The organism is Fictibacillus sp. KU28468, assembly GCF_026153615.1.
GTDB lineage: Bacteria > Bacillota > Bacilli > Bacillales > Fictibacillaceae > Fictibacillus_C > Fictibacillus_C marinisediminis.
Genome location: NZ_CP110666.1, coordinates 817,368 through 840,205 on the forward strand (window position 1 = coordinate 817,368; position 22,838 = coordinate 840,205).

16 protein-coding genes are annotated in these 22,838 nt (G+C 45.7%); 13 read left to right on the top strand and 3 right to left on the bottom strand.

The features are described 5' to 3' along the window. Positions 1-106: 106 nt before the first annotated feature. Entirely contained in the window at positions 107-3,460 is a 3,354-nt protein-coding gene (locus tag OKX00_RS04050) for a CDP-glycerol glycerophosphotransferase family protein (protein WP_265409531.1), read from the top strand. A 487-nt stretch (positions 3,461-3,947) separates the two neighbouring features. On the opposite strand, the gene OKX00_RS04055 is transcribed toward OKX00_RS04050, so the two are convergent. Next, on the bottom strand, positions 3,948-5,015 hold the full coding sequence (locus OKX00_RS04055; RefSeq protein WP_265409532.1) for an LCP family protein: 1,068 nt from the start codon (positions 5,013-5,015) through the stop codon (positions 3,948-3,950). 453 nt (positions 5,016-5,468) lie between these two features. Here OKX00_RS04055 and OKX00_RS04060 point away from each other — a divergent pair, with 453 nt between their 5' ends. The 12 genes from OKX00_RS04060 to OKX00_RS04115 all read left to right on the top strand — a co-directional run bounded on the left by OKX00_RS04060 (position 5,469) and on the right by OKX00_RS04115 (position 20,327). Then, positions 5,469-6,746, top strand: coding sequence for a glycosyltransferase (locus OKX00_RS04060; protein WP_265409533.1), 1,278 nt, complete (start codon positions 5,469-5,471; stop codon positions 6,744-6,746). 1 nt (position 6,747) lies between these two features. Further along, positions 6,748-8,076 carry a flippase gene (locus tag OKX00_RS04065; RefSeq protein WP_265409534.1) on the top strand — a complete coding sequence of 443 codons (1,329 nt, stop codon included), beginning with the start codon at positions 6,748-6,750 and terminating at the stop codon, positions 8,074-8,076. 14 nt (positions 8,077-8,090) lie between these two features. Next, a complete protein-coding gene (locus OKX00_RS04070) occupies positions 8,091-9,008 on the top strand; it encodes an NAD-dependent epimerase/dehydratase family protein (protein ID WP_265409535.1) in 918 nt (305 codons plus the stop codon). 610 nt (positions 9,009-9,618) lie between these two features. Next, positions 9,619-10,653: a Gfo/Idh/MocA family protein gene (locus OKX00_RS04075; protein ID WP_265409536.1), complete on the top strand. Its 1,035-nt coding sequence runs from the start codon at positions 9,619-9,621 to the stop codon at positions 10,651-10,653. Next, the gene (locus tag OKX00_RS04080) at positions 10,653-11,993 is read left to right on the top strand and encodes a nucleotide sugar dehydrogenase (RefSeq protein ID WP_265409537.1); all 1,341 of its coding nucleotides are present in this window, start codon (positions 10,653-10,655) and stop codon (positions 11,991-11,993) included. The genes OKX00_RS04075 and OKX00_RS04080 overlap by 1 nt, the downstream gene beginning before the upstream one ends. Positions 11,994-12,255: 262 nt before the next feature. After that, positions 12,256-13,515 (top strand): glycosyltransferase family 4 protein, encoded by a 1,260-nt coding sequence (locus OKX00_RS04085; protein ID WP_265409538.1) that lies wholly within the window; start codon positions 12,256-12,258, stop codon positions 13,513-13,515. Further along, complete coding sequence (locus tag OKX00_RS04090) at positions 13,457-14,719, top strand: glycosyltransferase family 4 protein (RefSeq protein WP_265409539.1); 1,263 nt, start codon at positions 13,457-13,459, stop codon at positions 14,717-14,719. The genes OKX00_RS04085 and OKX00_RS04090 overlap by 59 nt, the downstream gene beginning before the upstream one ends. 166 nt (positions 14,720-14,885) lie before the next feature. Then, positions 14,886-16,034 (top strand): DegT/DnrJ/EryC1/StrS family aminotransferase, encoded by a 1,149-nt coding sequence (locus tag OKX00_RS04095; RefSeq protein ID WP_265409540.1) that lies wholly within the window; start codon positions 14,886-14,888, stop codon positions 16,032-16,034. A 26-nt stretch (positions 16,035-16,060) separates the two neighbouring features. Further along, entirely contained in the window at positions 16,061-16,783 is a 723-nt protein-coding gene (locus tag OKX00_RS04100; RefSeq protein WP_053356961.1) for an N-acetyltransferase, read from the top strand. 71 nt (positions 16,784-16,854) lie between these two features. Further along, entirely contained in the window at positions 16,855-18,339 is a 1,485-nt protein-coding gene (locus OKX00_RS04105) for an O-antigen ligase family protein (protein WP_265409541.1), read from the top strand. A 12-nt stretch (positions 18,340-18,351) separates the two neighbouring features. Beyond that, the gene (locus OKX00_RS04110) at positions 18,352-19,020 is read left to right on the top strand and encodes a hypothetical protein (RefSeq protein WP_265409542.1); all 669 of its coding nucleotides are present in this window, start codon (positions 18,352-18,354) and stop codon (positions 19,018-19,020) included. 224 nt (positions 19,021-19,244) lie between these two features. Next, on the top strand, positions 19,245-20,327 hold the full coding sequence (locus OKX00_RS04115) for a glycosyltransferase family 4 protein (RefSeq protein WP_265409543.1): 1,083 nt from the start codon (positions 19,245-19,247) through the stop codon (positions 20,325-20,327). Between the two features lie 431 nt (positions 20,328-20,758). On the opposite strand, the gene OKX00_RS04120 is transcribed toward OKX00_RS04115, so the two are convergent. After that, entirely contained in the window at positions 20,759-21,841 is a 1,083-nt protein-coding gene (locus tag OKX00_RS04120) for an LCP family protein (protein WP_265409544.1), read from the bottom strand. 104 nt (positions 21,842-21,945) lie between these two features. Continuing rightward, the gene (locus OKX00_RS04125; RefSeq protein ID WP_265409545.1) at positions 21,946-22,581 is read right to left on the bottom strand and encodes a YigZ family protein; all 636 of its coding nucleotides are present in this window, start codon (positions 22,579-22,581) and stop codon (positions 21,946-21,948) included. Positions 22,582-22,838 lie beyond the last annotated feature (257 nt).

Consider the following 22,838-nt stretch of genomic DNA (forward strand, 5'->3'; position numbering starts at 1 on the left):
AGGGAACTTGATACAGTTTCTAACCATAATTTTTCTTTAAACGAAAATGAAAAAATAGATAATGATCTACGGCAACACAAAGGTTCATTTAGAAAAAGGAGAAGTAATGATGAAGAGACAAGGGGATTTCCTCAATCGTATGATTAAGCCTTTTACACCACAACCCAAGATAAAAAAAAGAAACTCGTATAAACAAGCCTTGACGATCCATCAGGACAACGAAATTATTAGGCTGACCGGCCGGTTGGGTAAAGCAGATATTATTGCAAAAGAACTGCTTCTTTCCTCGAGGGAAGATGGAGAGATGATTAAAGTAGCAGAAGGAGGCACTTCGCCAGATTTCACTTTTGAATTCTCCATTCAGCAGATTCTTCCCTATTTTAAAGAAGGGGAAAAGAGCAATTTTGATCTGTATCTAAATATACAGCGACCTAAAGAACACTTTACCGAGGAATCCTTTACAAAGATTGAAGAACGGGCGGTTTTGCAAACGAGAGACGATGAAGGTACAGATGTCATCTACCCCGTCCGCCTCGGCCGTTTTAACGAAATGGAGGTACTGCATTACGTTCCTTATGAGGATCAAGGTCTGCAGACGTTCATTTACGTAACAAAGAAAGGCAACGTGTCGCTTGCTGCCAATGCTACGGTCAGGCTCAAGCCAAAGGTGCAGATCGATGAGATCGTCATCCGTAATCACCAGCTATTCTTTAACGGAAAGCTATTTACAAGGGATGCAAGCATCAAGAAAGCTGTATTGCTGCTGAAAGGGCGCGATACAAATAATGAAGTAAGAATAGATGTTACTACGGAAAAATTAAGTGAACAGACGTTGAATAAATACGGGATGCACCGTTATAAATACGAAGTGGAAGCTGACTTTCAAAGGATTTATGAAGATTTGGCGTTCGGACAGGACATCTATGATTTCTTCTTTGAACTAACCTTTGATTTTGCTGAAGAACCCCTGCTGATCCGTATAGGAAAACCACGATTTAGAGCGAGGAACTTCTTAAAAGATGGCTATGTTGAAAGAGGACAGAATATCTATGCTTTGACCCCGTATTTCACGTTTAAAGGATTTAATCTATCCCTTCAGGCAGATGAATTCTCTCACGAGGCTTACTGGTATATGAAGAAAATTAAGCGATGGTCATGGCTCCTGCGCCCCTTTTACCGCAGCCAAAACATATGGCTTGTCGGTGAGCGGCCTTATAAAGCACAAGATACAGGATTTCATTTCTTTAAATATATCAGGGAGAAGCATCCGAAAAGAAAAGCGTATTACGTGATCGAAGAAACGTCGCCTGAATTAAATCATGTGAAACCGCTTGGCAATGTTCTCTATTATAAGTCCAAGGAGCATATATTCCATGCATTTATGGCAAGAAAAGTGATTGGGTCCCATCATCCTGATTACCTGTTTCCATTACGCACGAAAAGCTATAAAAAGGCGATTAAAGCAACAAAAGTCTTTTTGCAGCACGGTATTATGGGAACAAAGAACATGGTCGCCAATTATGGAAAGAGAGCACCGGGATTTGATACAGATCTATTTCTTGTCAGTTCTGATTTTGAAAAAAATATGATTGTCCGTGACTTTGGCTACCCTTACGATGAGGTTAAAGTTACGGGGCTCTCAAGGTTTGACAGCCTACTTGCAGGAGACGTGGAGACGAAACGCCAGATTCTCATCATCCCTACATGGCGGGACTGGATCATCAATGACGATATCTTTTTGGAAAGTGAGTATTTTGAAAGATACCGGGAACTGATCAATCATCCAAAACTGCATGAACTGGCCGACAAACTGGGTTTTGAATTGATCTTCTGCCTTCATCCTAACATGCAGAAATTCACTTCCTATTTTACAGGTACGCGCGTGCGCATCATCAGCCAAGGAGAAGTGGATGTCCAGCGGCTTTTGAAAGAATCGGCTATGATGATTACCGATTATTCATCGGTCGGTTTCGACTTCAGTTTTCTTCATAAGCCCATTTTGTATTATCAGTTTGACAAGAACCGTTTTATCGGGAAAAGACGCTCACACCTTGATCTTGAAAACGATTTACCCGGTCAGATTGTCTATGAATTGGATGACATTCTTGATGAAGTAGAAAAGTATGCGAATCAGCAATTTAAAGCTGAAGAAGAGTATATTCAGCGTTCGGCTAAGTTTTTAAAATACCGCGATCGGCATCATAATGATCGGATCTATGAAGCGATTCAAGAATTTGAACCCCGTAAGAACTGGTTTGTGAAGCTTAAAGAAAGTGAGCTTTTTCAGGTGTTGTTTAAACGGTACCGAAAGAGCAAATATTATTTTCCTACCATGCGTTTGTTCTATAATGCTGCGCGGCGGTTGATGCCTGTTGACCCAAACCTGATCGTTTTTGAAAGCGGGGTAGGCAAGCAGTATGCCGACAGCCCGCGGGCGATTTATGAAGAGATCGTCAGCCGTGGATTGAACTATAAGAAGGTATGGATCTATAACAAGAATATTAGATTTTCCGATGAGGATACGAAGATTGTTAAGCGGCTCAGCCCGAGCTATTATTACTATCTCGCTAAAGCACGCTACTGGGTGAACAATCAGAACTTCCCGACCTATCTTGGGAAACGCCCGCAAACGACGTATATCCAGACATGGCACGGAACACCGCTCAAGAAAATGCTGTTTGATATCGAAAAGGTTGAAGGCCGTGATGAAGGTTATGTTGAGCGTGTGCATCGGGCGACGAAGACATGGGATTATCTCATCTCACCAAGTGCCTATGCAACAAAAGCCTTCCGCAGTGCTTTCCGCTATGAAGGCGAGTTGCTGGAGATCGGCTATCCGCGCAACGATATCTTTTACCGCGATGACCGCGAGCAGCTGGCCGAAAGGATCCGCCAGCGCCTGAACATCCCAGAGGGAAAAAAGGTTATTCTCTACGCGCCGACCTTCCGGGATAACCAGACGTCGAAAAACAATAAGTTTACGTTCGAGCTGCAGTTTGATTTTGAACAGATGCAGCGAGAACTCGGCGATGAGTATGTGCTGCTGCTTAGGATGCACGTCGTTGTCAGCAATAAAGTGTACATTCCTGAAGAATATCGAGACTTTGTGTACAATGTATCGAACTATCCAGATATTCAGGAGCTTTATCTTGTGACTGATGTTTTGATCACTGACTATTCTTCGGTCATGTTTGACTTTGCGAACATGAACCGCCCGATTCTGTTCTTCACCTATGATTTCGAGATGTATCGTGATCAGCTCCGCGGCTTTTATATGGACTTTGAAAATGAAGCGCCCGGCCCGCTGCTGCGCACATCTGATGAAGTAACAGCGGCGATCAAGAACATTGATCAGGTGAAGCATAACTATGAAGGCCGTTATCAAGCCTTTCATGAGAAGTTTTGTTCACTGGAAGACGGGCATGCGGCAAGCCGTGTAGTGGATCGGTTTTTTGATTAAGTGGATTTAAGAGGATTGGAGCCCGGATCTGGGTGCTGCTTGAGGGCAGTGTTCAGGTTCGGGCTTTTTTGTGTTGATTTTTGGAGCGCGATGGCGGCGGAGGTGTTTCGACAAAATGAATGTGTCAAAACTTATCGAATGATGTCGAGCCTATTCCGTTCGAGAATAAAAGAGCAGTTTTCGAGAATAAATGGGTTCGTTTCGAGAATAAAATCCGTTTTTCGAGAATAAATACAGCATTTTTTTCGAGAATAAAAGAGAACGCCATCAACATCGACAGCTGATTTTCCACTGACATCTCTGGTTTTGGCCAAAATAACTCCTTAAAACGCTCAATTATAGCTGACAGCAAGCTGTGATAAAATTACAAATCCTAATTAGTCCTTATTTTTATAAAAATGACGTAAAATCAAGGCGAAACCGCTCCCAGTCACACTCACAACAACCACCCAAAAGAAAAAAGCCGGCCCCGATGGCCGGCTTAAACTTAATTTCCGTTGCTTGCTTCCGAAGTACTATCTGTAGTGGAATCGGTACTGCTGGAATCTGTTCCGGTACCCGTTCCGCTGTCCTGTGTGCCTGAGCCGTCATAAGCAAGATGCTCTTTCAGCTGGGCAGACACATTTTGTACTGATTGTTCGTTTAAGGAATAGTAATAAATATTATTGATTCTTGCGTCTGTTCCTTCTAATTTAAGCGATTCGACATCTCCTACGGATTTCGCGTATTTGAGAAGTGCGAGCATGTTGCCGAACGTAAAGTTGGTGGACATGTTGTCGCCGACGTTCTCGATAAGCTTGCCGTATTTAGGAATCGATTTGATCTGTGTTGATTCTTTAAGGATAGCTTCGACAATCTGTTTTTGCCTGTCGCCGCGCATGATGTCTGAGTCGGCATGACGCGTACGCGCGTATGCGAGAGCTTCCTCAGCGTTTAGCCTTTGCTGGCCTGGCTCGATTGTGATGGCTCTAGGACGGTCCTTGCTGTCCTGTTCGACGATTTTCTTCTGTACGTCGACATTAACGCCGCCAAGTGTATCTACAATCTGCAAGAATGCATCAAAGTTTACTCTTACATAGTAGTCGACCGGGATGTTGAACAGATGTTCCACTGTATCCACGGTAAGATCCATGCCGCCGAACGCGTGGGCGTGGGTGATCTTGTCCTTGTTGATGCGCCCCGGAATCGTAACGTAGGAGTCACGCGGGATGCTCACCATTTTCACGGATTTTTTATCACGGTTGAAGGTGGCGAGAATGAGGGCATCTGTCCGGTTGCCTGCAAATCCCTTTTCCCCTTTACGGTGCTTGCTGTCATCGATCCCTGCAATAAGGACGGAAAAGTTATCCTTGCCAGGGTCAACTTCATTCAGGCGCAGCTCTGATTTTCCTCCCCGTGATAGGGTTTCCTGCGCTTTTGATGATGCGTTGGCTAATTTATAGGTTAAATAAGATCCGAAACCGACTGTTCCTAAAAGAATCAGAATCAATGGGAAGACGACAAACTTTATACGTCTCTTTTTCTTCTTCTTTTTCCGCATTTGTTGACGGTCCATCTATAGTAATCTCCTTTTCTTCTCTACATCTATATCTATGGTTTTGTTGGTCTGTTATTTTCTTTTCTGGTGACAGAATAGGATCGTACAGACAATGCAACTTCGTAATCCTTGTCGAATTGGCTCGACATAAGGAACGTAAATTTATGGAAGCATACAATAAAGATACCTTTAAAGTTGTGTAAATACAATAAAAATCATATAAAGAATATTACAGTTTAATGAAGAATTCGGTAACTGTAAAGACAATTTGGACAAAGATTTACAAAAGCTTCATGAGAAATTTAAGTTGAGTTAATAAATGACCCCTATCATGATAGTTCAGGCCTCCGTTAGGCTTTTTATGCGAAAAACGGAATTGCAAAAATAAAAATCGGCCTGCGAAAGATTAAGAGAACAGCCTTATACATGCTCTTTTTGGCAAGAATGATTAAGAGCTTCAGGATTCAAAGGATGGTGAACACATTGCAGAATGGCATAAAAACAGCAAGAGAGCACATGATCCTGATAACCAACCGTTATCCTTACCTGCCCGGGGAGCAGTTTTTAGAAACCGAAATGAAATACATGGAACACTTATTTGAAAAGATTGAAGTTGCTGCTGTAAACGGAACCGGAGAGCAGCGGCCTGTTCCTGAAAAAGTGCAAGTCCACCAGCTGCCGGGGAGGCCTGGGGGCACAAAAAAATACATTCATACGTTTTACAGTGTGACGGCAGATCCTCAGGGACGCCGCTGGCTTTCAAGAGAGCTTCCAAAAGCCCGTATGTTTGGCAGCAGAGGGTTGATGCAGGTGGCTAACTGGCTGAGCCATGCAATTCGGATCCGTGATGAAATCAAGAGAAAGTGGCTGGATGATCCGAATTTTGATATAAGCAATTCCGTTTTTTATTCGTACTGGCTGACGCCTTCAGCGGTAGCTCTTGCGATGCTGAAGGAAACGCACCGGGATCTTTTGGCGGTATCCCGCGCCCACGGAGGGGACGTGTACGATTACCGGCATTCACTGCCTTATCTGCCGTTTCAGGAAAGAGTGATCTCGTCACTCGATTCGGTGCGGATGATTTCTGATGACGGAAAGAACTATTTTGAATCGAAATATCCAAACGCGAATGCTCATCTTCTCGTGAACCGGCTCGGGACTGAAAAACCTGGCTTTACCGCAGCCCCTTCACAAGACGGAATTCTCAGGATTGTTTCCTGTTCATACGTAAAGCCGGTAAAACGGCTGGATCTGTTGGTGCAGGCGTTAAAACAAACGGCATCTCCGATCCACTGGACGCATATTGGAGACGGTGAACAGCGGGAAGAGATCGAAAACAAAGCGAAAAATGAGCTGCCGGAACATGTTACCATCGATTTTAAAGGACATTGGACGCAGCAGCAGATCTTTGAATTTTATCAGTCACAGCCGGTTGATCTTTTTGTGAACGTGAGCGAGAGTGAAGGAATTCCCGTGACCATTATGGAAGCGTTCAGTACTTCTATTCCGGTCATAGCGACAGATGTCGGCGGTGTAAGGGAACTCGTTGATGAAAGCAATGGTTTCTTGGTTCCGTCAGAGGTATCGTCTGCTGAGCTGGCGGATGATATCGAGCGATTCGCCGCGCTGCCGGATGAAAAGAAAATGAAGTACCGTTCGAACGCCTTTGCAAAATGGGAAAAGGAATATGATGCAAAGAAAAATTACACAGACTTTTTAAAAAGTGTAAAGAAAGGGAGCGGATCGTGATATGAGCGACGGCAATCGAAGCTTCGTCAGAAACAGTTTCATGACCTTTTCAAGACAGGTGACCAATATCGTCATCGGCATATTGCTGCTTGTCGTGCTGGCCAGGATTCTGGGACCTGCCGGACAAGGTAAGTATGCACTGATCACCCTGCTGCCGACAGTTCTGCTGACCTTTTTGACGCTCGGCATCAACACGTCGACGATCTATTACATCAGCAGGGGAGACGTGAAGCTGAATACGGTCTACAACAATAACATCATAATCGGTACGCTGCTTAGCCTGGTCAGTATGGGGATCGGGGCGATTGTGATCTTCTTTTTCTCGGAAAAGTTTTTCAATCACACCCCTCATACGCTGCTGTACCTTTGCTTATTGGCACTGCCGTTCATGTTTTTGCGCGAGTATTTTCAGACGGTCTTTCAGGGCTTGCAGGATTTTAAACTGTTCAATACGGCCATGGTCGTGAACCAGGTGGGAATTCTCGGCTTTGTCGCTGTTTTCGTCCTTATTTTCAGGCTCGGCCTTCCAGGGGCGATTATGGCGTTCATCGCCGGGAACTTGATCAACGTCGCCTACATGGTCTATCAGCTGAAGAAAAAGCATAGACTGCGTTTTAATATCAGGGGATTCTCTTGGGAGTATTTCCGCAAATCTGTCAATTACGGGCTTAAAGCGCATATCAGCAACTTTGCGAGCTTTTTGAACTATCGTATCGTTGTTTTCCTCATTGGGTTTTTCATGGTGGATTCAGCGGTAGGGATTTACGTAACCGCAATGAATATTGGGGAGAGGCTGACTATTTTTGCTGCTTCTATATCCAATGTCCTATACCCAAAAATCGCAGCCATTGAAACCGATGAAGAGAGAAACCATCTCACTTCTCTCGTATCAAGAAACATTATGGCGATTACGTTAGTCATTGCGCTGATTGGGACTATTGTCGCAAAGGATCTGATCGTTACGCTTTTTGGACATCAGTATGAGAACAGTGCGAGCCTGCTTCAAATCACTCTGCCCGGTGTGGCGCTTCTGTCGGTCGAGAAGATTCTGTCCAATGACATTGCCGGCCGCGGAAAGCCCGAGTTAAACATGTATCTTTCCATCTTCAATGTGCTGTTTAACCTGGTGCTGAACGTGGTGCTCATTCCGAGGTATGGAGTGACCGGAGCCGCATTTTCTGCGACGATCACGTATTTTGTCAGCTTCCTCGTAAAGGTCGTCTTATACAAAAAAGTGACAAACGAGCCGTACCACCGCTTTTTGCTGATCAAGAAAAGCGACCTGCGGCTCTATAGAACGGTTATTCGAAAACTAAAACTCAGGTACTGACGGGAGGATTCAGCATGAATGTATTAGTAACGGGCGGAGCAGGATTCGTCGGGACATTTACGAAAAACGCACTGATGAAGGAAGGGCATACCCCGATTTTGGTGGATAACTTTCTGACGGGAAGCGAAAGCAATGTAAACACGGAGGATGTGATCATCCAGAGTGATATTCTTGATCCTTCTCTGCCGGAACGGCTGCAGCCTTATGAAATTGACGCGATCATCCATCTGGCGGCCCAGACAAGTGTGCCTTCTTCCGTAGCAGACCCGCTTAACGATATGAGGATGAACATTGAAGGGACGGTCAGAATGCTGGAGCTGGCGAAAGCCTTAGATGTGAAGAAGTTTGTCTTCGCATCAACAGCGGCCATCTATGGCGAAAATGAAAACGCGCCGCTCAAAGAGGGTGAGCATTTTCAGCCAACTGCTCCATACGGGATTTCAAAAGCTGCATGTGAAATGTATATCGCTAACTTTTGCGAAACACACAGCATCGGCTACTCGATACTTCGCTATTCCAACATCTATGGACCGAAGCAGACGAAGGACGGAGAAGGCGGCGTTATCAAGATTTTCCTTGATAAGCTGCTGAGCGGACAGCCGGTCTCCATTTATGGCGACGGCAATCAGACCCGTGATTTTATCTTTGTTGAGGACGTGGCCCGGGCCAATACCGCTGCTTTGTTATGTAAGGACGGCATCTTTAACGTGAGCACGAACGAAGAGATCACGGTGAACGAGCTGTACCGTGTGATGGCGAAGGAAATAGGCAGCGGCCTGGAGCCTGTTTACGGAGAGCCGCGTGAAGGTGATATCTACCGCAGCTGCCTCGACAACCGCAAGTTCATGGCTCTTGTGAACTGGAAGCCTGAGGTGCCCCTTGCAGAAGGCATCAAACAGACGGTGGATCAGATGCAAGCACAGAGAATTTAACATAAATGCACGGACAATAAGAATATATATATAGCACTCTTCTTTTTACAGAGGGGTGCTTTTCTTTTGGGCTTCTCTTTTTGAAATACTGTTTTCGCAACCATTGTTGCTCTTGGAAGTGGTTGATTTCCGCTCCAGGATGCTCGCTTTTACCGGCGTAAACGCCTACTTTCGCGGGGCGTGCGCTGAACCCCTCGGCGTAAGCGCCTGCGGGTTTCACCTGTCACGCGCGTCCCGCAGGACAAGGAAGTCTTCGGCAGCGTTATATCGCACGAAGAAAATGTGACGTTCATTTTCGAGGAGTCTCGCACCTTGCACTCCAATCAACTTGTCGATGATGTCTTTTTACAATAATGACCCACCCAAAAGCAACAATCTTTTAGAAAACAGCTTTTTGAAAAGACCCTTTTATTAAGAAAATGTAAATCCCATACCGCATGGCACGACAAGCCTTATCGGAAAAAGCCCCGTCCCGCAGCGCCTTTTTGTAAATGACCTTAACAATCTCTTAACCGAGAATTTACCTGAAATTCCTTGGAAATAATATAGAATGAACGAAGATATCTAGTGAACAGCAAGTTATTGTTTTTAATCAAAAGGAGTTTTGTCGATGCTTAATTTTGCGATTGTAGGATGCGGACATATTGCGAAGAAACATGCAGAAGCCATTGACCGGGCAGAAGGCGCAGCACTTGCTGCTGTATGTGACATGATCCCGGAAAACATGGAGTTCTATAAGGAAACGTATAACGCCAAAACGTATACAGATTATGCGGAGCTGCTGGCTGACAAGGATATAGACGTTATCAATATTTGTACCCCGAGCGGCTTTCATGCAACGCTTGCCGTACAGGGTGCGGAAGCGAAAAAGCATATAGTCGTAGAAAAGCCGATTGCTCTTTTGATGGATGATACAAATGCCATCATCGAAGCGTGTGAACGCAACGATGTGAAGCTGGCGGTCGTTCACCCGAACCGATTCCGACCGGCGATGAAAAAGCTGAAAGAAGTGGTTGGGAGCGGCAAGCTGGGAAAGATCAGCCACATTAACGCAACGGTCCGCTGGAACAGAAACCAGGCGTATTACGATCAGGCGCCATGGAGAGGAACGAAAGGATTGGACGGCGGAGTACTCATGAACCAGGCCATTCATAACCTGGACCTCATGCTCTGGATGATGGGTGATGTGAACGAGGTGTTCAGCATGAGCGCCACTCGCATCCGTGACATCGAAGCAGAAGATGTCTGCACCGGGCTCGTGAAGTTTACGAGCGGAGCCCTTGGAGTGGTTGAAACAGCGACCACCATCTACCCGAAAAACTTTGAAGAATCACTTAGCATTTTTGGTGAAAAAGGAACGATTAAGATCGGCGGTCCTACTGCAGTCAACGTGGAACACTGGAACGTTGAAGGCACGAGTGAAGAAGAAACGGCCGAACTTAAGAAAATGATAGAAGAAGATCCATTTGGAAAGCCCGGTCATCAATGCATCATCGAAGACATGGTCGAGGCAATAAAAGAGAACCGGGAGCCGATCGTAACAGGTGAGGATGGCAAAAAAGCGTTAGAACTGGTCCTTGCCATGTACGAATCAGCAGAAACCAATCAGCCTGTCAAAATGCAACCTCAGGAGGTTTTAAACTAATGGAAACTCTACAGACTACACAGCGAGATTTCACAAAGCAACTATTGAACAAGATCGAAACGAAAGAGGCTGTCATCGGAGTGGTTGGCCTTGGCTATGTCGGACTGCCGCTTGCCGTTGAAAAAGCAAAAGCAGGCTACAAGGTAATTGGCTTTGACGTTCAGGAAAACCGTGTTGAAATGGTGAATGACGGAATCAATTATATCGGAGACGTTGTGGACGAAGAGCTGGCGATGCTTACTTCTTCAAAACAGATTCGTGCGACAACGGATTACTCTCTGATCTCAGAAGTGGATGCCGTTGCGATCTGCGTGCCGACTCCATTGGATATTTACCGCCAGCCGGATACATCCTATGTAGAGAGCTCAGGTAAAGAAATCGCACAGTTCCTGCATGAGGGCATGCTGATCGTCCTTGAAAGCACAACGTATCCAGGGACGACGGAAGAGCTGCTTCGCCCGATCCTTGAATCTTCAGGCTTCACGTGCGGAAAAGACTTTCACCTCGCATACTCGCCAGAGCGTGTCGATCCGGGAAACAAAGTGTTCAACACGAAGAACACCCCGAAAGTGGTAGGCGGAGTGACGCCAGAGTGCACGAAAGTGGCTTCTGCTCTCTACCGTGCTGTACTTGAAGGAGAAGTGCATGAAGTTTCCAGTCCTTCAGTGGCTGAGATGGAAAAAATTCTTGAGAATACCTTCCGAAACATTAACATCGGGCTGGCGAACGAAATGGCCATCCTCTGCGACAAGATGAACATTAATGTTTGGGAAGTGATTGATGCAGCCAAAACGAAGCCATACGGATTCATGGCATTCTATCCAGGACCTGGGCTTGGCGGACACTGCATTCCGATCGATCCATTCTACCTCACTTGGAAAGCACGTGAGTACAACTACCATACCCGCCTGATCGAAACAGCGGGGGAAATCAACAACAGCATGGCTGACTTCGTGATCGAACGCAGCATGAAAATTTTAAATGAGGAAAAGAAAGCGATGAACGGCGCGAAAGTCGTTATTCTAGGAGTCGCTTATAAAAAAGACATCGAGGACATGAGGGAATCACCGGTCATTCCGATTCTTGAAAAGCTGGATGCAGCGGGAGCCAATTACACGGTTGTTGATCCGCACGTTAACACGTTCCGCTACATGGGCGGTATCGTGGAAACTCATAACCTTTCCAAAGAAGTACTTGAAAGTGCCGACCTTGTTCTATTAACAACCGATCATACAGCGTTTGACTATGAACTGATCGCTGAACACAGCCCGGTATTGTTCGATACACGAAACGCGATGAAAGATCTGTCAGCGAAAGTGAAAAAGTATCACCTTCTATAAAAGATTTCTGCTTTGGATGATTTTTGTAAAAAGCCTTCATTGACAAGTTGATTGGAGTGCAAGATGCGAGACTCCTGCGGGGGTAGCGTGACAGGTAAGACCCAAAGGCGCTTGCGCCTTGGGGCTTAGAGCACGCCCCGCGAAAGTAGGCGTTTACGCCGGTAAAAGCGAGCAGCCTGGAACGGAAATCAACCACTTCCAAGAGCAACATTACGAAACAGCCAAAAAATAAAAAACCAGGCCAGCCAAGGTCTGGTTTTCCATGCGAATGGTAACTCCCAAACCAAAGGTAGTGAACGTTGCCGTGAAAATCTGTCATTTAACTTCAGTACATCCCGCTGACGACATCCGTATTTTTGTGAAAGAATGCCGGTCACTAGCTCTTGCGGGACACGATGTATATTTAATAGCACCAAATACCGAAAATAAAATAATAGACGGCGTAAAAGTTGTTGGTGTGTCCTCAACGGCAAGCAACCGCTATTCTCGGATGATTGCTGCTGCAAAAAGTGTGTATCAGGCGGCGATTGAAGTAGACGCCGATGTATACCATTTCCATGATCCCGAGCTGATGATCATCGGCCTTCTCTTAAAAAGGAAAGGCAAGAAAGTCATCTATGATGTTCATGAAGATGTGCCTGAGCAGGTCCTCTCCAAACAGTGGATTCCGAAACTGCTCAGAAGGAACATCTCGGTCTCGGTAAAAAAGATGGAGAAATACGCAGCCAGCAGGTTTGATGCCGTTGTGACGGCCACACCGACGATCACGAAGCGTTTTAAAACGTATAACGCCAGCACGGTGACGGTTCACAATTTTCCGATCCTGCAAGAACTGATGGGAAATCCGTCAGAGAGCCATACTGCGAAACGGAAAGAAAACAGCTTCCTTTATATCGGGGGAATCACGGAACTTCGCGGCATCAAAGAGATGGTTTCGGCGATCGAAGTTCTGAACGGACAAGGAAAACAAGGCGAGCTCGTTCTCGCCGGCAAATTTGCTCCGGAACAGCTGGAACAGGAAATGAAGCAGCAGAAAGGCTGGAGCCATGTCGACCATAAAGGCTGGCTCAGCCGAAACGAAGTAAAGGACGTGCTTGACGAGTCCACCGCCGGGCTCGTACTGATCCGGCCGGAACCGAGATACATGGTCTCCTACCCGATCAAATTGTTTGAATACATGGCAGCCGGACTTCCATCCATCGCTTCCAACTTCCCGCTCTGGGAGGATTTCGTCATCGGGAACCACTGCGGACTATGTGTGGACCCGCTCGATCCTGATGCGGTAGCCGATGCCATGAGATGGATCATGGAACATCCGGAGGAAGCGAAACAGATGGGTGAAAACGGCAGGAAGGCCGTCATTGAGAAGTACAACTGGGAAAAAGAAAGCCAAGAGCTGGTTGCGTTATACGAATGGTTGGCCATAGCTGACAACAGGTCTTTAAAACGGGGTGAACAAGCAGATGAAGGTATGGATTTTAAATCACGTAGCGTTAAAACCGTCGGAAACAGGAATAACTAGACACTATGACATTGCCCATGAACTCGTAAAAAAAGACCATAAGATTCGGATTTTCGCAAGCAGCTTTCTGGCTTATCGCTTTGTCTGGAGAAACAAGCAGAAGAAGAATTACAAGGAAAACGTGAACGGCGTTATTTTTGAATGGCTCTGGACCCTGCCTTACAAAGGGAACGGGGTCATGCGGATCCTGAACATGATTTCCTTCTTTTTCATGGCGATGTGGCGCGGGATGATGAAAAAAGAGCGTCCTGATGCCATCGTAGGCTCATCGGTTCACTTGTTTGCCTGCCTGGCTGCCTACTTTTTAAGCAAATGGAAGAAGGCTGCTTACATTGTGGAGATCCGGGATCTATGGCCGCGGACGCTGATCGAGCTCGGTTCGATGTCGAAGCACCATCCCGCAGTTCTTATGTTCGGTGCAATCGAGAAGTTCGTGTATAAACGTGCGGACCAGATCATCGTTACGCTGCCGGGTGCGGCACAGTACATTAAGGAGATGGGAGTGGATGAAAAGATCATCCACGTCATCCCGAACGGCATCAACATGGACCGTATGAAAGAAAAAGAGGGCAAAAGCTCGCTTGAGGATGAGATCAGCAAGATTAAGGAAAAGCACGGAAAGGTCGCGATGTATGTCGGCTCCCACGGTGTAGCCAACTCACTGGAAACGGTCGTGAACAGCGCAAAGTTTGTCTCTCCGGGGAAAACAGCCTATGTCCTTGTCGGAGACGGTCCTGAAAAAGACAATCTCAAAAATCTCGCCAGTGAATATGAGCACGTGTATTTCTTTGATGGCATTCCGAAAAAAGAAGTGATGCCAACACTTGCTCTTGCAGATGTATTGTTAGTTTCCATGCTGGATACCCAGCTTTATAAATACGGAATTTCGTTAAATAAACTGAACGATTACCTTCTGATCGGAAAACCGATCCTGTTTGCCGGCAATGTGTCCAACGACATTGTGGCAGAAGCGAAAGCCGGCAAGTCGGTTGCTCCTGAAAAGCCGGGAGAGTTTGCTGAAGGATTGGAAGAGTTATTGAATTTAAGTGAAGAAGAAAAAGCAGAGATTTCAAGGAACAGCTATCGGTATGTGAACGAGAAGCACAACATCACGAAGCTTGCTGACCGCTTCCTTGATATCTGCGCCTTCCAGGAAACCGGGAAAACTTCTAAGACGTATCAGCTCAGTGTTAAAGAGAATTAGGTCATAGCATACTGCCGCTAAAAGAGACCCTCGAAGTCTCCCCTTCAGCGCGCGGCTGGGGTTCGCAAAGCGGGCCCCGCCTAGGCCAACCCGACTAAACATCGGTAGCAAAAGGTTTTAACAAAAGTATGCAATACAAATATAGAGGAAGAAAGAGGGATCATAGATGAAAGTGCCTATGCTTGATCTATCAGAACAGTACCAATCATTGAAAGAGGAGATTTTTGCAAGCTTGGAAGATATCATGTCAGGATCTCGCTTTATTTTGGGAGATAACGTTAAGAAACTGGAGCAGGATGTAGCAGAATACAGCGCGGCAAAGCATGGTGTGGGCGTAGCGAACGGCAGTGACGCTCTGCACATTTCTTTGCTTGGATGCGGAGTGAAACAGGGGGATGAGGTCATCGTTCCTTCTTTTACGTTCTTTGCAACTGCAGGTGCGGTGGCTCGTGCAGGAGCTGTTCCTGTTTTTGTCGACATCGATCCTAAAACGTACAATATTGATCCTGCAAAAATTGAAGCAGCGGTAACAGAAAAAACGAAAGCAATCATCCCGGTTCACTTGTACGGCCAGATGGCAGACATGGAGCCGATCGCTGAAATCGCGAAGAAGCATAACCTGGCGATCATTGAGGATGCAGCTCAAGCCATCGGTTCCAAATACAAAGGGAAAAATGTCGGTGAGCTTGGCACGACAGCAACCTACAGCTTCTTCCCGACGAAAAACCTTGGAGGGTACGGTGACGGCGGCATGATCATCACGAATGATGAAGACATTGCTGAAACGATGCGTGTGATCCGTGTTCACGGCAGCAAGCCAAAATACTATCATCACATCCTGGGGTACAACAGCCGTCTGGACGAGCTGCAGGCTGGAATCTTAAACGTTAAGTTTCCTCATCTGAACACATGGAGCGAAGCACGACGTGAAAAAGCTGCGATTTACACGGAACTGTTGAAGGAAAAGCTGGGTGATCTTGTTATCACTCCGTTTGTGGAAGAACACAACTATCATGTGTTCCACCAATACACGATTCAAGTGCCAGACCGCAGCGGTTTGCAGGAGTTTTTGAAAGAGCAAGGAATTGGATCTATGATTTACTATCCAAAACCGCTTCACCTTCAGCCGGTATTCAAAGAACTCGGCTACAAGGAAGGTGACCTGCCTGAAACTGAAAAAGCGGCAGACCGAGTACTTTCACTTCCTATGTTCCCTGAACTGAAGAGGGAGCAGCAGGAGTATGTCGTTGAACTGATCGCCGCTTATTTCAGCAAAAATCCTGTAAACGAATCGAAAGAAAAATCATTCGCATAAACGCATTCAGCTTTTAGGAAGAAAGGGTGTTCTCATTGACGGTCAGCCAGGGGAGTAATGTAGTATTAGGAAAAGACGTACAGCTCGGTTCAAACGTGATCATCGGGCATAATGTGGTCATTTACGACGGAGTCTCCATCGGAGATAACTGCATCATCCAGGATAATGCGGTCATCGGCAAGCAGCCGGCAAGAGCAAAGAATTCAGCGCTGCCGGAATTAAAAACACTGCCGCCCGCAAAAATCGGTTCAGGGGTAACGATTGGAACCAATTCGATCATCTACGCCAGCGCAGAGCTGGCTGACGATGTCTTCGTCGCTGACCTTGCGACCATCCGCGAGCGGGTGACGATTGGCCATAAAACGATTATCGGACGTGGCGCTGCGGTCGAGAACGACTGCGTCATCGGAGTAAAATGCAAGATTGAAACAAATGCTTACATTACGGCGTATTCCGAGCTTGAAGACCTCGTGTTCATCGCACCGGGTGTTGTTACGACCAATGACAACTATATGGCCCGGTCCAAAGAACGGTTTAAACATTTTAAAGGAGTTACCGTAAAAAGAGGCGGGAGGATCGGTGCCAACTCCACCATTCTTCCCGGCAAAGTCATTGAACAAGAAGCAGCGGTGGCAGCCGGAAGCCTTGTTACAAAGGATGTAGAAAGCCAAGATCTCGTGGCCGGCCATCCGGCTAGAAAATTCAAAAGCGTTCCAGACGACCAGCTGCTGAAAAATCAAGAGGCGTAATTTCCCGTGTTTCCCTTGAAAACAGCGATGAAACTTGCATCTATGAAGGAAAGGCGAAGGGAGGGAAGTACATGCCTGATTTGCGGAGTCTTTTTCAATCGAAAATTACACAGCTCATTCTGGCGTTATGCTTTGCGGCCATTACGGGCAGCTGGCTGATCGACAGAGTGCCAGTCCAGTCACCGCTGCTTCTGACAGCGGCACTTGCAGGATACGTCGCTTTAATGGCTGTTTTTATCGCTATCAAACCGGTTGTGCAGCAGATTCCGATGATGAACTTGCTGCTTTATCTCCTGATTTTTTCATCATTCCTGGGCGCGGGAATCATGAGCATTCCCGTAGGGCCGATCTCGATGTTTCCGTACAGGATGATTTACGTTTTGATGGTTCCAGCCGTTCTTTATCTCGCCCTTTTTAGAAGAGACGTGCTGGATTGGGAGAAGGTAAAGGTCAAACCTGTGCTGTACTTCCACCTGTTCTGGGTGCTGTACGCCCTCTTCTCCCTGAGCTGGAGCCGTTCCCTTTCAATGGGTGCGGTTGACCTGATCTTCTTGATCATCGGGATTTCTCTCATCTTTTTTATGGTCTTTCTCATGAAAAAGGAAGAGGAGTTTAAGCATGTGTACTGGATCTGGCTTGGCATGTTCGCCGTGCTGACCGTGATCGGGCTGTGGAACCATGTGACGCATCAACATCTTGCCATCTCAAGAATCAATAAAGTGGCAGAGTATCAAAAGGGTATTCCGACATCCGTTTTTGTGAACGAGAATGATTTTGCCAGCTTTATTTCGGTCAGTTTCTTTCTCGTTTTAGCCTTTGTCCACCGTACAAGATCCTGGCTGTTAAAGGCCGCGGGGACTGCTTTGATGCTTCTCTCGCTTTATGTGATGGTCTTTACGTCATCCAGGGCGAATTTCATCGCGATCCCATTGGGACTTGCTTTCTGGTTTGTTTTTTTAACGAACAAGAAAGTGAAAAGAAGCCTTGTTGTTCTTGGTTTCGTCGGTCTGGCGGCTGGTATTGTTATGTTTAAAGAAAAGTTTGCAGCGGTCATCGGAAAGGTTGAGGGCATGCTCCACAGCTTGATGTCCAGTGGTTCGCAAGCCGAGATCGCCTCGGTCGATATCCGGTCCAACCTTATTAAGAACGGACTGCTTTTTTTTGAAAAAAGCTTTGGATTCGGCATCGGTTCGGGGAACTCTAAATACTATCTCATGCATTTTGCGGAATTTCCGACGAAGGGAATCATCAACGTCCATAACTGGTGGATCGAGATTCTCGTCAATTACGGAGCTGTTATTTTTGCCGGTTATGTCCTCCTGTATCTCTGGGTCATCCTGCAGCTTTTCCGCATCTTCAGGCAAAGTGATACCCTTTATGAAAAAATGATCAGTGAAGGGCTGCTTGGCGGCATGATTGCTTTCTCGCTATCCTGCATCAGCCCAAGCTCACAAATTTCTCTAAACTACCTCTGGCTGCTTTTCGCATTCTCCATCAGCTATATTAATTTTTGGAGAGTGAAACAAAATGAGGCTCAATATCGACCAATGAAGTAAGGGAGTAAGTGTATGGACAAGCAAATGAAAGAAATCACGGAAAGTATCTGGCAGCGATTCAAAAAATTCTTCATTCTATTGCTGCTGATACCTGTTTTAACGACAGTGATCGCCTACTTTATGGCTTCAAAAGCGCCGAGCACGTCCCAGGCGACTGCGAAAGTGAAGCTGGGACAAGCTGAAAACTCCATCCTGAACACGCCGGACAGTGCGAAAGAGTACCTTACGAGCGAAGATTTTTTACGTTCTGTCAAAGGTTTGAACAAGGATGAAGAAAAGGCGATGAAAGACAAGCTTCAGGTCGTTCCTGAAACAGATACGATCATCACGCTGTCATTGATGGATGAGGATAAAAGCAAAGCAAAGTCCCAATTGAAGCCAGTGGTGAAAGAATTCATGAAAGAAAGCAACCACCAAACTGAAAAATGGAAAACAACACTGGAGGATCAAATCAAGAAGGTAGAAGGAACACAAGTCTCTGGTGAAGGTACCATTAAGAAGGAAGAATATTTATTTGACCTGAAAACAAGAATGCTGAAAGTAAAAGAACCAAAGCTTCTTGAAAAAGTAGATACGGCAGACATGGCCGGGGATCCGAAAAGGAAGGCTGTGCTTGGTCTCCTGGTGGGACTGATGCTTAGCGCCTCCATTCTGCTGCTGCCGGAAATTTTTAAAAAGTAGCTTCAAACCTCTGATTTAGTGGTAAAGAGTAGAGATGATCAGCAATTATGAAGCGGAAATTCCGGTTCTTCGGCGGACAAGCATAGTTTTACTTTTGTTTATCACGGTTTCGAGATATAATTTCTGAAGAAGATGAATCCGAATTTTCATGGGGCGTTGTTGGGCAACATAAGCAGGAGGACCCTTGCTTAAATCCATTGAAGAGTTGGAAAAAGAGGGATAACATGAATGTTCAATTGATCATTGCTGCGGTTGTGTCGTTCGCGGTTGTCGTGGTCGCCATACCTTTTATCATTAAGCTGGCGGTCCGCCTGAATGTGACCGACAAACCAAATCAACGAAAAGTACATCAAAAATTAATGCCTCGCTGGGGCGGAGTCGGTATCTTCCTTGGTGTAGTTGTCGGATATTTTGTCTCGGGCCTGTATGAAATGCAGCTAACCGGGATTATTGTAGGTGCAGTTCTTATTGTCGTGATCGGCATGATTGACGATAAATACGAATTAAGTGCGAGAGTTAAGCTTGTCGGCCAGATTTTTGCGGCCCTTCTCGTGGCTTCTACAGGATTAACCATTGATTTGATCACCATACCTTTTGTTGGTACATTTCATTTAGGTCCATGGGCATTCATCACGACCATCTTCTGGATTATCGCCATCACCAATGCGATCAATCTGATTGACGGCCTGGATGGCCTGGCAGCGGGTGTATCGGTGATCGTGATGGTGACCATCGCGATCATGGCGGGATTAAACGGAAACATGATGATTCTTTCCCTTGCCCTCATCATTGCAGCTTCTACTGCCGGCTTCCTGATGTACAACTTTAATCCGGCCAAAATCTTTATGGGTGATGCAGGATCTCTGTTCCTGGGCTACTCCATATCGATTCTGTCACTGCTCGGACTGTATAAAAGCGTTACTCTGTTCAGTTTCGTTGTACCGATCATCATCCTTGGCGTCCCGGTTTTCGATACTTCCTTTGCCATCATCCGCAGAATGGCCAACAAAAAGCCGATTTCTGCACCGGATAAAGGACATCTGCATCACCGTCTGATCAACTTGGGATGGTCCCACCGCAAGACCGTACTCGTGATCTACGCGCTCAGCATCGTGTTCAGCGTCGCTGCCGTCGTGTTTGAATCCAGTACATTGTGGGGCTCTGTCGTGATCATCATCGGACTTCTGCTGATGCTTGAAGTCATCGCAGAGATCATCGGACTCGTGCATCACAAATACCGCCCGGTGCTCTTCCTCTACAAGAAGTTCATCGGCACCATGCAGGTCAACAGTCCGGACAAGGAGTAGCTAAATATAAGGTGCCAGGCACCCGTTTTTGACATATGTCAAAAGCCGGTGCCTGGCACCTTTTTTGTTTGTCTCACAGGCTTGTATAGGAATTTGTTCAAGTAGAAAACTCTTCCCCTTAAACTTGTTCAAAAAGCGTTAAATAGGGGATATGTGAGGCTTACAGAAGGGGGATTACTCTCCTTTTATACTCTATCCTCTATCACTAGGGTAGTTGGCTCTCATTTAAAGGCATTACTGCGCAGCCAGTGATGCTTCAAAAATAACTGTTTTACTTGCGAAATTAGTCGGATTACTTGCGGTTCGACACAGAATACTTGCGAAACTTATCCAATTACTTGCGAAAACCTAAACTTTACTTGCAAACTAAAGCATTTTTCAAAAAAATGCACAAAAAGAAACCCGCCAATCGGCGGGTTTCTTCATTTATCTTATTCTCCTGTTCCCTGACTTTGCTCGCTAGTCCCATCAGAACTGCTGCTGTCAGCCGAAGCGGAGTCTTTTCCTTTATAATTAAGGATCTCTCTAATACGGTCTCTTACTTTTTGAACGACTTGCTCATCAGGGCTGAAGTAGTAAATACCGTTAATGTATTCATCCTGTCCACCGATGTTCATGCGTTCAAGTTCTTTACTTTGAATTTGTTTGTAGAAGTTTCTCATGCCGAACATTTCTTTTAAGGAGATATTCGTTTGAACGTTGTCTCCTACAGAATTCAATAGGTCGTCAGCTCGTCCGATTGACTTGATGGACAGCGCTTTGTCCGCTACAGCTTTCATTGCCTGCTGCTGGCGTTCCTGGCGTCCAAAGTCCCCGCGTTTATCCTGTTTACGCATTTGTACGTAGGTTAGTGCTTCGTCGCCGTTCAGATCCATTTTTCCTTTATGGAAGTAGATCTTGTGGCCTTTCAAGTTCTTCTGATAGAAGTCAAATGGTACGTCTACTGTAATTCCACCGACAGAGTCAACAACTTCTTTGAAGCCCTGGAAGTTTGTACGTACATAGTAATCGATCGGAACATCAAGGAAATGCTCTACCGCATCAATCGTAGCCTGCTCTTTATGGCCTTTTTTGCCGTAAGCATAAGCGTGGGTGATTTTGTCTTTGCGTCCCACATCAGGCAAGTACGTTCTAGTATCCCTTGGGATACTTACAATCGATGCTTCCTTGGTATCCGGGTTGATGGTCAGTACCATCAGCGCATCGGAATGGCCTGGTGAGCCTTTATAGTCTTCGACACCCATCAGGAGAATGTTGACAGGGTCTTTACCCATTGTGACTTTATCCATGCGAAGATCGGATTTGTTGCCATGGGCAAGTCCTTTATAGCTGTTGTCTGCCGTTGATTTAACCTTATACGCTAAATAGCCGGCATACGCGACTCCGCCCAGCATACAAAGCACAAGGAGAACGAGAATAATACGGATCAAGCGCCGAAAAGGACGGCGTTTCCTTTTCTTGACTCTCCTTCTGACAAGCCGTGTAGGCTGCCTTTCTTCATTATAATAATTCATGTTTTATTCCTCACTTTAACGGAAAAGTTCCCTAATTGATCTCTCAATAATTCAACCCTACAGTCCATAGGTTTCGACAATATCTGAGATAAATGGGGATAGAATCACAAGATTTTTTCTTCCAGATATTCCAATGAACCGTCTTCTATTGTAGCATGTGCATTCGTGAGGTTTATTAAGTATTCTTTAAAGTTTTGTAAGTCTTTTACCGCAACATACGTTAAAATTTCGACCTGTTCGAGGTAATTGATCTCTTTGATCATATAGGGAGAGGACCTTATATCGTTTTCTACTTTGCCGAGAAGAGTGTAGTCGATTTTAGTATGCACAATTTGCATGAGTTTCCGTTCGACGACCCCGATGGCGTTCAATCCTTCGCTCACACTCTTCCCGTAAGCGCGTATCAATCCTCCTGCTCCGAGTTTAATGCCGCCGAAGTAACGGGTAACCACAACGACTACATCTTTTAATTTCCTTTTTTTCAGAACTTCTAACATCGGAACACCGGCTGTACCGCTCGGCTCTCCATCATCATTTGCCTTTTGGATATGGTCATGCTCCCCGATCAGATAGGCGGAACAGTTATGGTTGGCGCTATGATGCATTTTTTTGATGCTTTGAATAAATTCTATCGCTTCAGCCTCAGTCGTTGCCCTGGCGAAATGAGCGATGAACCTTGACCGCTCGATGACAATCTCATGCTCGCCGGTTTCTTTGACAGTAAAATAATTGGATAACATTTTTAACGTGCTCCTTACTAATGGATTTAAGTAAAAACCTTTAATTAGTAACAAATTTCAATAAGATAAATGGTAATGGAAAAATGTAAAGTTCTTATAAAAATTATCCCGAAAAAACTACAAATTCAGGGGATTTAGTGCTATCCTTCATTATAAGGCGCGAGCCACCTTCCTACAAATTTCTTTGCAGAATAGACATAAACTTCCTTTTTCATACGAAAGATTTATGGAATAAATGTTTTTATTTGGATTCATGG